Genomic DNA, 15,732 nt, shown 5'->3' with positions numbered 1-15,732 from the left:
ATCGCAAAATAAAATAAACAACACTCATTCAGAGTGTTTTTTTGTGTCTACACTTACCTCCTATTTCTCACCGATTTTGCAGTAAAACTGCAACATGGCAAATAAAATTCATGAAGAAGATATTCGTCTTAATATATCGGTAAATGGAAATGAAGCGCAAAAAGAAATTCACAATTTAGAAAAGCGCAACAATGAATTAAGTACTTCGATAAAAAGTGTTCAGGCTGAAATGAAGAAATATCGTACAGCCAAACAAAAAGAATCTGAAGACTATAAAAATTTACAATCTCAACTTAATAAATACAACAAAGAGCTTGATGTAAATCGAAATAAAATTTCACAATTAACATCAACTTTAAAGGTCAATGAAATGACAACACAACAGCTTAAAGCACGTGCAAAAGAACTGCAATTTGCTTTAAGTAAAATGTTGAACTCGACAGATCGAAATCGCGTGAAAGAACAATTAGCAGAAGTTAATGCTCAATTGTCTAAAATGAATGCGTTAGGTGATCAACAACGAATTACATTTAGTTCTGCATCTGGTTGGCTACAACGTTATCAAACGCATATACTTTCTGTAGCAGCAACAATTACAGGATTGACCTATTCCTTACAAAAATGGATAGATTTTTCTGCAAAATTATCAGACGCAGAAGCCGATGTAATGAAAACAACTGGTTTAACTGCTACTGAAATTCAAAAATTAAATAAACATATAAACGACTTAGATACAAGAACTTCTCGTGTAGAATTATTAAAATTAGCTGAGGAAGCTGGACGACTTGGTAAAGAAGGGATAAAAGACATTCAAGGTTTTATGGTTGTTGCCGACAAATTAAAAGTAGCCTTAGGTGATGATTTAAATGAAACTCAAATTCGAGATGTAGGTAAATTAGTCACAACCTATCGTGTAGCAACTGAAACGGGTAAGAACTTCGAAGGATCGATGGAAGCATTAGGTTCTGCAATCAATGAAGTTTCTGCATCTGGAGCCAATCAAGCTTCTTTCTTAGTAGATTATATGAATAGAATGGCTGGTGTAGCCAGTCAAGCAAAAATATCTGCCTCAGATAATATCGGTTATGCTGCAACATTTGATGAAATAGGACAATCTGCCGAAGTTTCTTCAACAGCAATGAATAAAGTCTTGTTGGATATGTTTCATGATCCGACAGAATATGCAAAGATTGCAAAAATGTCACTGCAAGATTTCAATAAATTATTGAATACTGATTCTAATGAAGCAATGATTAAATTCTTAGAAGGATTAAATGGTTCAGAAGCTGGATTGCAAGCCATGACACAAAAAATGGATGAATTAGATGCTGGAGGAACACGTGGAGTTGCTGCCTTATCTGCATTAGCTTCTAATTTGGATATTCTAAAAGTACGTCAATTAACTTCTAATATAGCAATGCAAGAAGCGACATCTTTAACAGATGAGTTCACTATAAAAAATAACAATCTTGCAGCAGTATTAGATAAAATAAAAAATAAAGTTCAAAACTGGTTTACTTCTGACACCTTAGTTTCTTGGTTAACAACTTGTGTAACTTGGTTTGCAAAATTTATTGGTGCTGTAGAAGATACAGATCATAAAACCACAGCCTGGCGTAATAATATTATTTTACTAACAAAATTATTATTAATTCTTACAGTAGGATTAGTATCATATAACGCTGCATTAAAATTATATGCAATTTGGACAGCAAGGGCACAATCTGGTACTGCATTATATAATTTACAATTAAAAATTCAAAATGCGTTAGCAGCAATCGCAATTATTAGAACGGAAGGTTTGGCAATAGCCAAAATGTTGTTAACAGGTAATATTAAAGCTGCAATTGTTCAATTAAGATTATTAAATGCAACATTAGGTTTATCTCCTATTGGTGCTGTTACAGCTTTAGTAATGGCATTAGCAACAGCTTATGTTTTATTAAAAAATAATACAGAAGAAGCTAATGATGTCATGAACGCTTCTGTAAGAATCCAAAATGATATTGCAGAATCAACATCAGAACAAAAAAATAGAATTCAAAATTTACTTTCAGTTTTAAAAGACGAAAATGCTTCTATAGAACAAAAACAGCGTGCATTAGAATTATTAAAGAAAATTACCAATGGTTATTTAGATACTTTAACCTTAGAAAATGCGACGACAAAAGAAGGAATTTCTTTAATAAAAAGTTATATCAAACATATTGATGATTTAGCAAAGGCAAAGGCTATTGTGGCTTATAAAGCTGAGTTATATACTACTCAACTAAAAAACAATACAAAAATCACAGCCTTAGAAACTGAAAAGAAAAATACAAAGGACACTGGTTCTGGTTACGGTTCTGATGGAAAATTCTTTGGATTTGATGTTGGACGAAATCAAAAAGTAATTCAATCAGAAATTGATGAAGCGAAGAAAAGTAATCAACAAGTTACTAATCAAATTAATGTATTGAATTCTGATCAAGAAAAACAAATTGAAACTGTACGAAAAAGGTTATCTAAATCATCAAGTTTATTAAAAAAACTCAATAAAAATTCTAAAGAATATAAACAAGAATTAGCAAAACAAAAAGCAGATAATGATATTCTAAATTCATTAATTGGAATAGATGATTCTGCAACAACAACTTCTACATCAACAGATTTCAATCATCCTAATGATAAAAAAGGTGATAAAGAAGTAGAAAAAGCTCGTAAAAAAAGAGAACGAGACGCTGAAAAAGCAAAAAATGATGCAGAAAAATCACGTGAAAAAGAAAAAGCAAATCGTGATAAATATTTCGAAGAATTAAAAAAAGATACTATAAAAAATCAAGAAGAAATCTTAAAAATTCAACGTGAATATGAAGATTTAGATTTGGCAAGTATTGAAGATAAATTTGAACGTGAGCGAGCAATTCTTAGCGTTGAAAATCAACGTAAAATGAATGATTTACGTAAACAATTAATCGATGAAGAAACTTTAAAAACATTAGATAATCAAAAAGCTTCTGCAACTAATAAAGGCGATACAGAATTGGTTAAAAGTATCGAAACTATGAAGCAGACGTATTTGATTAAAAATCAAGAAATCAATAATTTATTAACTCAACAACAATTAAAATATTCTGAAGAGTTGTTAAAAATTGGTAGAGAATATCAACTTTCTGAAATAGATCTTTTAATCAAATCTTCTAATGACAAAATAACAGAACAAAAGCGTTTACAAACAGCTGAATTGGCAACTATATCATCTGTAGAAGATGCCAAAGAAATTCTGAAACGTTCGCTGAACGACAAAGAATTAAAGAATATTAAAACGTGGCAAGATGCAAAAACAGCCTTAGATAAACAATATGAAGCTGAAACATTAGCGGCACAACAAAAATTCTTAGAAGAACAATTAAGTCAATTACAAGCCATTTCACAAGGTTCGACAGATGCTGGAATAGATTTTAATTTACTTACTCCAGAACAACAAGAAGTTATTTCGCAACAAGTTGAAGATTTAAAAAATAAAATCAATGAATTAATCATTGCAAAAAATCAACTGAAAGGCGAACAAACAGATAAAGAAAATCCGAACGGTGATAAAAGTGAAGGTTTACAAAAAGCTTCTGGAGGATCTACAGATATTTTTGGAATGAATGCCAATGATTGGCAAACGTTATTTGATAACCTTGACGAAGGTAAATTAAAATTTGAAGATGTCGCAAATGTAATTGGCTTAATGGTTAATATGTATTCGCAATATGCTCAAATGGTTGCTGCATCTGAAAATAAATCATTACAAAAATTTGAAGAAAACAACAACAAACGAAAAGATTCCTTACAAAAACAATTAGATCAAGGTTTTATTTCACAAGCAACTTATAATGCAGAAGTTCAGAAATTAGACGATGCATACAATAAGAGAAAAGCTGAAATAGAATATAAGCAAGCAAAACGCGAAAAACAAATGGCATTAGTTTCTGCGATAATGAATACAGCAGCAGCAGTAACAGAAGCTTTGCCAAACTGGGTTTTAGCTGGTATCGTTGGTGCTTTGGGAGCGATACAAGTCGGTATGATTTTAAAACAGCCATTACCATCAAAAGGTTTTGAAGATGGTTACATCAACATTCAAAGAGAACAAGATGGTAAGAATTTCAGAGCCAAAAAAGGAGGTGTAGCAAAGTCTGGTTTAGTATCAAAACCTACTCATTTCTTAGCTGGTGAACAAGGTCAGTTTTTCCCTGAGATGATAATTTCGGGACCACAATGGAAAGGATTTTCACCAGCTTTAAAAACTGCAGTTTTAAATGAAGTAAATGGAATCAAATCACCAGGATATGAAGGTGGAACTATGCCCGATATTGCGTCAATGCAAAATCCTGAAATCATTGCGTTATTGTCTGCAAATTTTGAATTGTTAAGTGATTTAAAAACAAACGGAATTCAAGCCCATTTAGTGAACGACATGCGTTTTCAACAAAAAATGAGCGATGGAAATAAAAAATACCAACAATTCATTTCAAAAACTAAAATGTAATGGCAGTTATAATTGACGGTGGCGAAGTAACATATTACATCAACATTACACCTTCTAATCTCAGTTTTCATCAAGCAAATAATGTACCTACAAGTAAAACTGTAAGTGTAGCAACTTCACAATCGGCATTAGAGCAAGATTTCTATAATTATAGAATTTCGTTAGAATGTTCAACCAATCAATATGGTTTTGATTTATTTGAAATTGATGGTGAAAAAACGATTGAAAACGGTGGAGGAAGCGGTTGGGCTGATAATGTAACGATTAAAATAAAAGATTTAACTAATGTTCCAAATGGATATTACACAGGTCTTTTTTATGTTTCAATTTCAAGACAAAAAGATGCTGAACCTTGGACAATTGTTCAAACTCAACAAATAAACTTATCGTTATCTGTAGCTTTACCAACTTCCTATAATTTCTCAATTAATAAGGAATCAGATGCTATTCATTACGTTCGACAAAACAATTCATCTACAAAAAGTACTGTAGCAATTGTAAGTGATACAGACTATGTGGTGAATGGACCAGCATACATAGAGGTAAATGGTGAAAAATTACCAAAAACATTTCCTGCAGGAAATAGACAGTTGGTATTTTCAGCAGCAGATTCCAATCAATTGGAATATGGATTAAATGTAGCTTCAATTTCGTTTCAGAAAGTAAATCTAAATTTAGCAACATTTGTACTAAATGTTCTTCAAACAAATACCAACGATTTAGAAATTAGTACTAATCACTTAGAATTTTCACATTTAGAATCTGAACAAAAAAGTGATTGGCAAAAGTTTGTCGTTTATACACCAAATCCAACGGCAATTTCAAAACCAGAATGGATAGAATTACAATTAGTCACAGAACAAAATAATGTAAAAACATATCAAGTAAGATCAATTTCAGATAGTACGATTTCTGTTGGTAATTATACCGGGCAAATCAAATTTAATGATACATCAAAAGAAGCAACGATTAATGTTGATTTTGAGTTGTACAGTTATTGGAATTCTAATTACAACAAAGACATTCATTTTTCATTAGATAACGAATCGTTAACATTTTCAGCCTATAAAAGAGATGAAAATAATTATATCAATATTATTCTTAAAGCTTCTATTTTCAATAACAAAGGAAAGGTAATTACGATTGAAGAATCTTTGAATTTCTATTTTAATAACAATAAAACGACATTTGATTTAGGGCAATATATCCATGATTATTTTCTATTATATGAGGATCAGATTTCTGATTTAGAAGTTACAAAATCAAGATTTCAGAAAAAACGTATGTATGATTTTGCACGTGTTGATTTAAAAATTACGGAGAAAAATTACACTACAAAAGAAGATGTTTTTTGGTACGACATTCCAACGCAAATTTTTATGAAAGGACATCGACCAAAAACATTGACAAATCAAAATATAGGTTTTTTAGGAAATCACATCAACAAAACTTTACGTGCAACAAAAAATGGAAAAACGGTATTAAATTATTTGTATCACAAAACAGATGCAATTAAAATTTATATCAATTCAGTTGTTCAAAGTCTACCAATTCCAATTATTCAGAATGCAAAGCTTTCTATTTTTAGTTTGTATGTTGATTTTCATACTCTCAATTGTGAAGTTGGTGACATGGTCGAATTTCAATTAGGTAATCAAGTGGTTCGATACCAAATTTTTCCTGAACAAAATCAATCTAATTTTATTGCTTTCATTGATTATTGGGGATTATTGAAAATTTTTGAAGCAACAGGCGAATATACTTTTCCAATTGCTATGGATTACACAACTTATTCTCCAGCAAAAGGAAAATTAAAAAATGTTGCTGTAACACGTTCCAATACTCTAACGGTAAATACAGGATTAATTACACATGATGACATCGAGGTGATAAATGAAATATTAGCATCGCCAAAATGTTGGTTTATTCAAGGTGAAGAAATCACCGAAATAATTCCAAAAACAGAAAAATTAGAGTTGTACGATAGCGAAAACGAATTGTTTGGCTATGATATAGAATTTCATATTAATCCAGAAAGTTATGATAAGAGTTACAGAAGTTGAGGGTGATTTTTTTATTGATTTAACGAAACGTAAAATTCAATTTACAGAAGAAAACAACTGGTTTACGTCTAATCTTGTTTCAGCTTACACATTACCAGAAAAATTACCTTATGATATTCATCCGTTTTTTTTGAAATATAAATCAAACAATGCAGAAGAATATCAAGTTAGATATGATGTAATTGTAAATTTGAACAATGATATATTCCCAGCACGATTCGAAATATTGTCGTTGGATAATAATTTCTTTTCGTTTTCTATTTTCTATGGTCAAGAAAATTTTCCTAACTGGGATAAAAAACTCAGCGATTTAAAATTTGATACAATTACAGTTGATAACATTAGAAATCATGCAACAGAAATCAATGCTAAATTTTATCCAGAAGCAAAATATTATTTTCCATTGATTCATTCGGACCAATACAAATCATCTGATATTAATTTTGCTAACTTTTCAGGATCAACCAATTTAAGATTAGACGGTTCATGGGTAGAAAATGAAATTGACGATGTAAATAATATTGTATATAACCGAACGATTATTCGCCCTTACTTATATTGGCTTTTTGTTTTAGAAGAAATTATAAAACAAGCTGGCTATCGATTAGAAGGTGATATTTACAACCTCGAAAAACTTCAAAAATTAATTTTAATCACAGGGAAAAAATTCGAGTTAAAAGATCGTCCAGAAACAATTGATTGGAATGTAGGGATTGAAAGTTACATTCGTGAAGGTTTTCGACATCGGTTGGGAAAAGGTTGGCAATACGGAAGATGGGATGCAGAACAAGAAATCAATTTTTTTGGGCAATTTAGATTAAATGGTATAATTCATAATTGGGGCAGAAAACATCATCATACAAGTGCATTTATTTATTTAGACGATCAATTGATTTGGTCAAAATCTGGTCGTAATAGTTACAATGTAGATTTTGTTTTTAAGACAAAAAAAGAAGGTTCTAAACTAAGAATATTAGCGTATGATTATCAACGCGATTCGGAGAAAACAGAAATAAAAATCACACCTATTGAGATATACGATGAAAATGGTGAAGTAATCAATTATTCAGTAGATTCAAATGTTATTGATTTAAAAAATGCGTTGCCAGATACAACGCAAGGTGCTTTTATTACAACGACAATAAATTGGTTCAATGTAGATTTTACTGTTAGAAATGACGGTGTAGTCACAATGAATTTAAAAGAGAAATATTTACGCTCAAAAAAAGATCCTGACGATTGGACATTTACCGAAGTTGATGAAATTGAACGAACAACCAATTTGGGGGATACTTTCTTAATTAAATTCAAAAATTCAGATGATGAAACATATCCATTACTCCAGACATTTGTTACACAAGATGGATATTACACCGAAAATTTCATTGTTAATGATAATACGACAACAATTGATATAGATGTAACTCCATTACCATTAATTATGCGTAATAATCAAATGTCAAGTTTTATTTACAAAGATGATGATAGTAATATTTATGCTGCAATTAGAAGTAATGATCCTACTAATAATCAAACATTAGAAATGATTGATTTTCTAACGCCAGCAATTACAGAAGAATTTTATAAAACCTGGTTAAGATTCAGAATTCAAACAGTGGAATACAATTGGGATTTTCAGACAAGAACACGATATCTTAATCCATTCGATATTAAGCGTGAAAAATATTGTTATGGAAATTATCATTTCATCAAAAAAATTCAACGTGATATCGAAAATGGTGTAGAAGAAATCAATGTTGAATCATTAATCCTGAGATAAAAAAGTGGGCTTATTGCCCACTTCCTACTGAATATAAATTTGATAATTTATGTATATGATCATCATTTTCCATATTCGTCATATGTACATAAATTTGAGTTGTTGAAATTTCTTTATGACCTAATAAAAGCATCAATCGCATTACATTACCATTTGTTCGCATATAATTTGTCGCAAAAGTATGTCGCCCTATATGAAAAGAAATTCTTTTATTAAATTCTAATATTTTAGCAGCTTCTTTCAAATACTTCAACCAACTTTGATAAGCAATTTTTCTATCCCAATTAATAGATCGTGCTAAATCTTCGGCTTCAACAGTCAATGGTATTCGCAATGGATTCTCTGTTTTTTCTTGAAAAATAACAATATATTTTTTATAGATTTTATTCAAATTAAATTCGTTCAATTCGGACCATCTCAAGCCTGTAAAGCAACTGAATAAAAATAAACCTAAACTTTGTTGTGCTGGATAAGGAAGCTTATTTTTATAATATTCGTTCAATAAAAATCTAACTTCCGAAATACTTAAATCACTTCGAGTACTTTTCAAACGTTTAGTTTTTACATCTTCTAAATCGATATTTATTTTAATACCTTTTTTAGTAGCTTTCTTTAAATACTTTTTAATTCCACGAATATTCCTTGAAATAGTATTGGTATGATTTCCTAAAGATTTACAATAGCGCGTATAATCTTCAAAGAAAACATCATTTACATCTTTGAAATAAATAACTTTTCTCCAACGTTTTAATTTTTGCAGAACATTGTAATAATAGGTATGTGTGGATTTTTTCAGCATATCTTTTTCCCGCTGAATTTGTACATCCATAAAAATAAGAAAATCAAAATTTGCATTAAAGTTAACATATTCTTCAACAAATTTTTTAGCTGTCAAAGTTTCATTATGTCCTGCATATTTATTTTTAATCTGCAATACTTTTTCCTCAATTTGATCTAATGCCTTATTTATTCCAGCATCTTCCGATGTACGAGAATTAAGCCGCTGTTTTTTCTTATTCCATTTAGTAGGATTTATAAGAATGTTAGCAATAGAAATTGTTTCTGATTTTCCAGAATGTGTGACGAATAAGTTCAATTTAACTTTTCCATCAGTCTTTCTGATGTGATTGTGAAGTTTAAAACGATAATTCATTGGACGGATTTTTTTTCGTGCCAAATCCGTTCCAATAGAATCAAATCGTTCTTGTATTTTTATGTTTCGTTCCATTTTATTTATATGTTAATCAACTGGCAATTAACAACATATAAAAATATTGAAACTCATTTGTAGACCCACAGGGATTCGAACCCCAACTAGCGGCACCAAAAACCGATGTGCTACCGTTACACCATGGGTCTGTCCATGATTATTATATAAAATTGAAAAAATTGTAGACCCACAGGGATTCGAACCCCAACTAGCGGCACCAAAAACCGATGTGCTACCGTTACACCATGGGTCTGACTACATTTTATTTCAATTTTCGCAACTTTTATTAGATAAAAAAATCTCAACAATTTTTTTATTGAGATTTAAGACATTTTGTAGACCCACAGGGATTCGAACCCCAACTAGCGGCACCAAAAACCGATGTGCTACCGTTACACCATGGGTCTATGTCTTAATTGCTGTGCAAATATAGAAAGGTTTTTTAATTCTCCAAAACTAATTTTACATGTTTTTAGCTAAAACAGACGATTGTTTTGATAATCCATTGAAAATGAATTTTAAAAAAATGTTATTTTTTTTTCTTTTTTGAAAATTATTGAAAACATTCATTTTTTAGATTCTATTTTCGAATAAATAAGTACTTAAAATTGCTTTCTTTTACATTTTTTCTTCAACAAATTCAATCGAGTTTTCTCCTAACCAATCAATTCTAACCAACGATTCAACCCTAATTCCTTGATCTATTAATCGATTTCGCCCTTCTTGAAAAGATTTTTCGATGATAAATCCCATTCCCAAAAGATTTGCTCCAGATTGTTTGATTAAATCTTTTACACCTAATGCTGCATTTCCATTTGCTAAAAAATCATCAATAAAAACGACATTATCATTTTCGTTCAGAAACTGATTGCTTACACAAACATCGTATGTTCTGTCTTTTGTAAACGAATATACTTGCGATGCATAAAAATCAGTCATCGTTTTTGGCTTTGCCTTCTTTACGAAAACAACAGGTAAATTTAGCTCTAACCCTAGCATAATAGCAGGTGCAATTCCACTTGCTTCAATTGTAATAATTTTATTAATATTTAAATCCGAAAAACGTTTTACAAATTCGTCTGCAATGTTTTTCATTAAAATAGGATCCATCTGATGATTAATAAAACTATCTACTTTTAAAATTCCACCATCGAAACTCTTTCCATCTTTTAATATTCTCTCTTTTAAAAGTTCCATTTTAATATTAGTTTTTATAGTTTACTAAAAAGTCAGCACTATGGCTGACTTTATATAATAATTCGTTTATTCCCACTCAATAGTTGCTGGTGGTTTTGAACTGATGTCGTAAGCTACACGGTTAATTCCTTTCACCTCGTTGATGATTCTATTCGAAACGATTTCTAAGAATTCGTAAGGTAATTTTGACCATGTTGCTGTCATAAAATCGATTGTATTAGCTGAACGAACAACTGCTGTATATTCGTACGTACGCTCATCTCCCATTACACCAACCGATTTCACAGGCAATAATACAACGAAAGCTTGAGAAACTTCGTCGTATAAATTATGTGCATAAAGCTCATCAATAAAAATTTGATCAGCTTCTTGTAAAATACGTACTTTCTCTTCATCTACTTCACCTAAAACACGGATACCTAAACCTGGTCCTGGGAAAGGATGACGGTAAACTAATTCGCGAGGAATACCTAATTCTACTCCAACTTTACGCACCTCATCTTTAAATAATTCACGTAATGGTTCTAATAATTGAAGTTTCATATCTTCTGGTAAACCACCTACATTGTGGTGTGATTTAATCGTTGCAGAAGGACCTTTTACAGATTGTGATTCGATTACATCAGGATAGATAGTTCCTTGCGCTAAGAAAGAAGCATCATCAAATTTCTTCGATTCTTCATCAAAAACGGCAATAAAATCGTGTCCAATCGATTTACGTTTTGCTTCTGGTTCTTCAATTCCTTTCAAGTTAGATAAAAAGCGATCCGCAGCATCTACCATTTTGATGTTCATGTTGAAGTGTTTTCCGTAATTTTCCATTACTTTTTTCCCTTCATCTTTACGTAATAAACCTGTATCAACAAAAATACAAGTTAATTGATCACCAATTGCACGATGAATTAAAACCGCAGCTACAGAAGAATCTACTCCTCCCGAAAGACCTAAAATCACTTTTTTATCACCAACTACTTCTTTTATACGAGCAATTTCTGTTTCGATAAAATCTTTCAAAACCCAATTCTTTTCAGCCTGACAAATATTGAAAACAAAGTTTTCTAACATTGTTGAACCATATTCTGAATGTGTAACTTCTGGGTGAAATTGTACCGCAAAAATCTGACGTTCTTCATTAGCAATTGCTGCTATATCGATGTTTGATTTTCCTGAAACTGTAAATCCAATTGGCGCATTTATGACTTCGTCAAAGTGGCTCATCCAAACTGTAGATTGTTCTGGAACTCCTGTAAATAAGCTGTTTTGAGCTAAAACAGTTAATTCAGACTTTCCATATTCTCCTTTTTCTCCTTTTTTAACTTCACCTCCTAATAAGTGAGAAATCAATTGCATTCCATAGCAAATTCCTAATACAGGAACGCCTAATTCGAATAATTCTTTTTCTACCAAAGCAGCTTCATCTCCAAAAACTGAAGAAGGACCTCCTGATAAAATAATTCCTTTTGGATTGTGTTTTTTGATTTCTTCGATTGAAGTGTTGTAGGGAATAATTTCTGTGTAAACTCCAAATTCTCGAATTCGGCGCGCGATTAATTGATTGTATTGCGAGCCAAAATCTAAAATAATAATTCCTTGCGTCATTGTGTTTGTCTTTGTGCAAAATTAAGCGAATTTCGGTTGAATCCCAATTTTATTCGATTCATTTTTTCTGCTTTTCGATAGATTTTGAAAGTTTAATTTTAACTTAATATGATCCTAACTTTAAAATCAATTTATCGAAATATTTTTGTTGAGAGAAATAATTCATCATGAAAAAAATTATATTTACTGCCTTAACAACCTTTATGTTCGCAAATATGGTAAATGCGCAAAAAATAATCGCTCATCGTGGTTATTGGGATACTGAAAACAATGCAAAAAATTCAATTCAATCTTTAAAATCTGCACAAGAAATTAATGTTTACGGTTCTGAATTTGACGTGTTGATTAGTGCCGATGATGTTTTGATGGTAAATCACGATGATCATTACCAAGGCTATACAATTGAGACGACAAACTCTACTGTTTTAAAAACGTTGAAATTGGCTAACAGCGAAAATATGCCAACTTTGGAAGAATATATTGAACAAGGAAAAAAGAATAAAAATGTTAAATTAATTTTCGAATTAAAACCTCATTCATCCAAAGAAAATGAAAATCGTGCTGTAAAAAAAGCAGTTGAATTGATCAAAAAACATCAAATTGAAGACCAAATTGAAATCATTTCTTTTAGTCAAAATATTTGTGATGAATTTAAACGTTTAGCGCCTGAACATCATGTTTCTTACCTAAATGGTGATTTAACTCCTAAAGAAATAAAAGAAAAAGGTTGGAATGGAATTGATTACAATTACAAGGTTTTTCAGAAAAATCCGAATTGGGTAAAAGAAGCACAAGCATTGGGATTATTGGTGAATGTTTGGACAGTTAACCAACCCAAAGTCATGCAAGAAATGATTGATTTGAAAGTAGATTATATCACTACTGACAAACCGTTGATTTTAAAAGAGCTTTTGACGAAATAATTTAAATTCTTTAAAATCACTAAGAATTAGAAAAAATTTCTGCTGTTAAAATTTATTGGAAACAAAAAAGAGAAGTTAATTAACTTCTCTTTTTTATTATTCTCCTAAAACTTTTTCTAAATCAGCACTTCCTTGTATATTTCGCATCTGACGCTCGATATGACTGGCGCGTCTACTAATAAAAGACGAAGGCGGATTGACATTATATTTTCGTGGTAATGGCAAAGCTGCTGCAATACGAGCTGCTTCGTTCTTCGTTAAATCTTTCGCAGGTTTATTAAAATAATATTCTGATGCAGCTTCAACTCCAAAAACGCCTATTCCCATTTCAGAAGTATTCAAATACATTTCTAAAATACGTTGTTTACCCCAAATTTTTTCAATCATAAATGTAAAATACACTTCCAATCCTTTTCTCAACCAAGAACGACCTTGCCACAAGAAAACATTCTTTGCAACTTGTTGAGAAATCGTAGAACCTCCACGAAGTTTTTTGCCTTCTTTGTTTTTTTCGATTGCTTTTTGTATTCCGTCTATATCAAATCCATTGTGAACAGGAAATTTTTGATCTTCAGAACCAATTACTGCTAATTTAATATTACGTCCCATTTCGTTGTACGAAATATAATCGCGCTTAAATTTTCCTTGTTCTATTCCTTGTTGAACTTGTGTGATGGTAAAAGGAGGGTTAATCCATTTTAAAACAACGATGTAAACAAGATGTATTACAAAAAGATAAAGTATAACTTTACGTATAAATTTGAACATGTTTTTACCTTAAATTACAAAAGCAAAGTTATAGGATTTATTGAATTTTGGAAAAATTTTTCTATCGAATTCGTCTGTCATCTTTTTTAACTTTACTCACTTTGTAAATCGATTTATTAATGAGAATAATGCTATCTTCATTAAAGAATTTAAGCCTTTACTAAAACTTTATAAAATAACAAAAAGCAAACAAACATTTACCTTTTGTTTTATTGTGAATGTTAAGTTGAATTAATGCTTAATAATTTTCCTCTAAATATTTGATAACATCACTATCTGTAACATTATTCATAGGTGGTTTACTCCATCCGTTATACGGTTCTTTTATTGAATCATCAATAAAATATGGAAGTAAATATTTTATATTTGTATTAGGATTATAAACAACTAAAGCTCTATCTCCAATGGCAAATACATTAATATCTCTCGGCGCTTTACCTTCAAAAGATTTACCATTATATGAATAAATATAATTAACGAACTCCATAGATCTACTTTTTGAAAAACCAGAAATTATACCAACGGTGTATAATCTTTTTTCTTTAATATCTTTTAAAGCGTTTTTATTATTAAAATAAATAATAGCAGATAAAAAAAACATAATTAAAAAAATTCCAACCCATTTTAGTATTTCATTTTTAGTGTTTCCATTCTCATTTTTAGGTAAAAAATTATTCATTATTTATATTTATCTATTTCATTACTTGTTTGACTTGATATAATAGCTCCTCCTATATCTCCTGCTGTAGAACTGCTTGTTATTTTTTGTATTGAACTTCCTCCGACAGTGCCAAGAGGTCCAGATACAGCTGCTTTAACTCCTGAAGTAATAAATGAATTAAAAACTGATTCATTTGTTAGCTGATTATTATTTAAGTTCCCCATAGTTGTATTAACTTGCTCACTTACCATTCCAGACCCTATAACAGATTTCAGAGAATTTCCTGGAACTGCTGCGCCAGCAAGAGCAGCTATACCGTTGATTTCACCAGTCGTAACTCCTTGCACTGCCATATCAATAGTAGTTTTCATTAAAATCTGACCAGAAGCAGATGCCATTACACTTTTTAAAGCTGTATTACCATATAAAGTAATCAATTCTATTTCTGAAGCAACAGCCAAAGAGCCGTATTCAACAACGACAGCAGAAGCCATTGGTAGTGCTAATAATCCCATATAGCCTAACGCTACATTATCCATTTGTTTTGATAATTTACTATTATGTAGGTTATTATAATAAGTTCTACCATTTTCGGTACTCATCATGTTTTGATAACTTCTTAAAGCTGTATTGGTAAAACTATATTTATTATATCTAGCACTATTTTGTAAGAACCATAAACCTGATAAATCTATTCCTCCACTTCTTCCATATACTGTAACACCAGCGACAACTCCATCTAATTGGTCTGTTTCTGGAGAATGAACAGTACCGTTTTCATTGTTTTTAATAGATTGCATCCCATCAGGATCAATAAAAAAAACAGGATTATTCATTGTATAGTTGTAAGGAGAATTCGTAAAATACTTTGGAGCCAGCGGGTCTATGTTAAACCAACGACCAATAGCAGGGTCATAATTTCTTGCTTCAAAATCATAAAGATTAAGCCCTAATTCCTCTTGAAACTCTTGCCCATTGTATTTGTATTTATAACAATTCATCATCATAAATATAA

10 protein-coding genes and 3 tRNA genes are annotated in these 15,732 nt (G+C 30.7%); 4 read left to right on the top strand and 9 right to left on the bottom strand.

The window, feature by feature from the left end; all coding sequences use genetic code 11:
- Window positions 1-94 precede the first annotated feature (94 nt).
- The 3 genes from IF125_RS07450 to IF125_RS07440 are packed head-to-tail and all read left to right on the top strand — an operon-like array spanning window position 95 to window position 8,359.
- Entirely contained in the window at window positions 95-4,516 is a 4,422-nt protein-coding gene (locus tag IF125_RS07450) for a phage tail tape measure protein (RefSeq protein WP_225542037.1), read from the top strand.
- Window positions 4,516-6,579 (top strand): hypothetical protein, encoded by a 2,064-nt coding sequence (locus tag IF125_RS07445; RefSeq protein WP_225542036.1) that lies wholly within the window; start codon window positions 4,516-4,518, stop codon window positions 6,577-6,579. Before IF125_RS07450 ends, IF125_RS07445 begins: the two co-directional genes overlap by 1 nt.
- Window positions 6,557-8,359, top strand: coding sequence for a hypothetical protein (locus IF125_RS07440; protein ID WP_225542035.1), 1,803 nt, complete (start codon window positions 6,557-6,559; stop codon window positions 8,357-8,359). The genes IF125_RS07445 and IF125_RS07440 overlap by 23 nt, the downstream gene beginning before the upstream one ends.
- 10 nt (window positions 8,360-8,369) lie before the next feature.
- Here the strand turns inward: IF125_RS07440 and IF125_RS07435 are convergent, their stop codons facing one another.
- From IF125_RS07435 to guaA, 6 genes are all read right to left on the bottom strand, one after another.
- Entirely contained in the window at window positions 8,370-9,587 is a 1,218-nt protein-coding gene (locus IF125_RS07435; RefSeq protein WP_225542034.1) for a site-specific integrase, read from the bottom strand.
- A gap of 60 nt (window positions 9,588-9,647) precedes the next feature.
- Window positions 9,648-9,718 (bottom strand) — tRNA-Gln (locus IF125_RS07430).
- Window positions 9,719-9,751: 33 nt separating this feature from the next.
- Window positions 9,752-9,822 (bottom strand) — tRNA-Gln (locus IF125_RS07425).
- A gap of 83 nt (window positions 9,823-9,905) precedes the next feature.
- A tRNA-Gln gene (locus IF125_RS07420) sits at window positions 9,906-9,976 on the bottom strand.
- A 211-nt stretch (window positions 9,977-10,187) separates the two neighbouring features.
- The gene (gene xpt / locus IF125_RS07415) at window positions 10,188-10,766 is read right to left on the bottom strand and encodes a xanthine phosphoribosyltransferase (protein WP_225542033.1); all 579 of its coding nucleotides are present in this window, start codon (window positions 10,764-10,766) and stop codon (window positions 10,188-10,190) included.
- Between the two features lie 66 nt (window positions 10,767-10,832).
- Window positions 10,833-12,365, bottom strand: coding sequence for a glutamine-hydrolyzing GMP synthase (gene guaA, locus IF125_RS07410; protein WP_188319790.1), 1,533 nt, complete (start codon window positions 12,363-12,365; stop codon window positions 10,833-10,835).
- Between the two features lie 167 nt (window positions 12,366-12,532).
- Here guaA and IF125_RS07405 point away from each other — a divergent pair, with 167 nt between their 5' ends.
- Complete coding sequence (locus IF125_RS07405) at window positions 12,533-13,288, top strand: glycerophosphodiester phosphodiesterase family protein (protein ID WP_225542032.1); 756 nt, start codon at window positions 12,533-12,535, stop codon at window positions 13,286-13,288.
- A gap of 96 nt (window positions 13,289-13,384) precedes the next feature.
- On the opposite strand, the gene mtgA is transcribed toward IF125_RS07405, so the two are convergent.
- The 3 genes from mtgA to IF125_RS07390 all read right to left on the bottom strand — a co-directional run bounded on the left by mtgA (window position 13,385) and on the right by IF125_RS07390 (window position 15,718).
- Complete coding sequence (gene mtgA, locus IF125_RS07400) at window positions 13,385-14,056, bottom strand: monofunctional biosynthetic peptidoglycan transglycosylase (protein WP_225542031.1); 672 nt, start codon at window positions 14,054-14,056, stop codon at window positions 13,385-13,387.
- 238 nt (window positions 14,057-14,294) lie between these two features.
- Window positions 14,295-14,735 (bottom strand): hypothetical protein, encoded by a 441-nt coding sequence (locus tag IF125_RS07395; RefSeq protein WP_225542030.1) that lies wholly within the window; start codon window positions 14,733-14,735, stop codon window positions 14,295-14,297.
- Window positions 14,735-15,718 carry an RHS repeat-associated core domain-containing protein gene (locus IF125_RS07390; protein ID WP_225542029.1) on the bottom strand — a complete coding sequence of 328 codons (984 nt, stop codon included), beginning with the start codon at window positions 15,716-15,718 and terminating at the stop codon, window positions 14,735-14,737. Before IF125_RS07390 ends, IF125_RS07395 begins: the two co-directional genes overlap by 1 nt.
- Between the last annotated feature and the right edge of the window lie 14 nt (window positions 15,719-15,732).

Origin of the sequence: Empedobacter stercoris (genome assembly GCF_020281205.1) — a bacterium.
Lineage (GTDB): Bacteria > Bacteroidota > Bacteroidia > Flavobacteriales > Weeksellaceae > Empedobacter > Empedobacter stercoris.
Note: the sequence above shows the minus strand (reverse complement) of the source record. Positions and strands in the feature narration are given on the sequence as shown.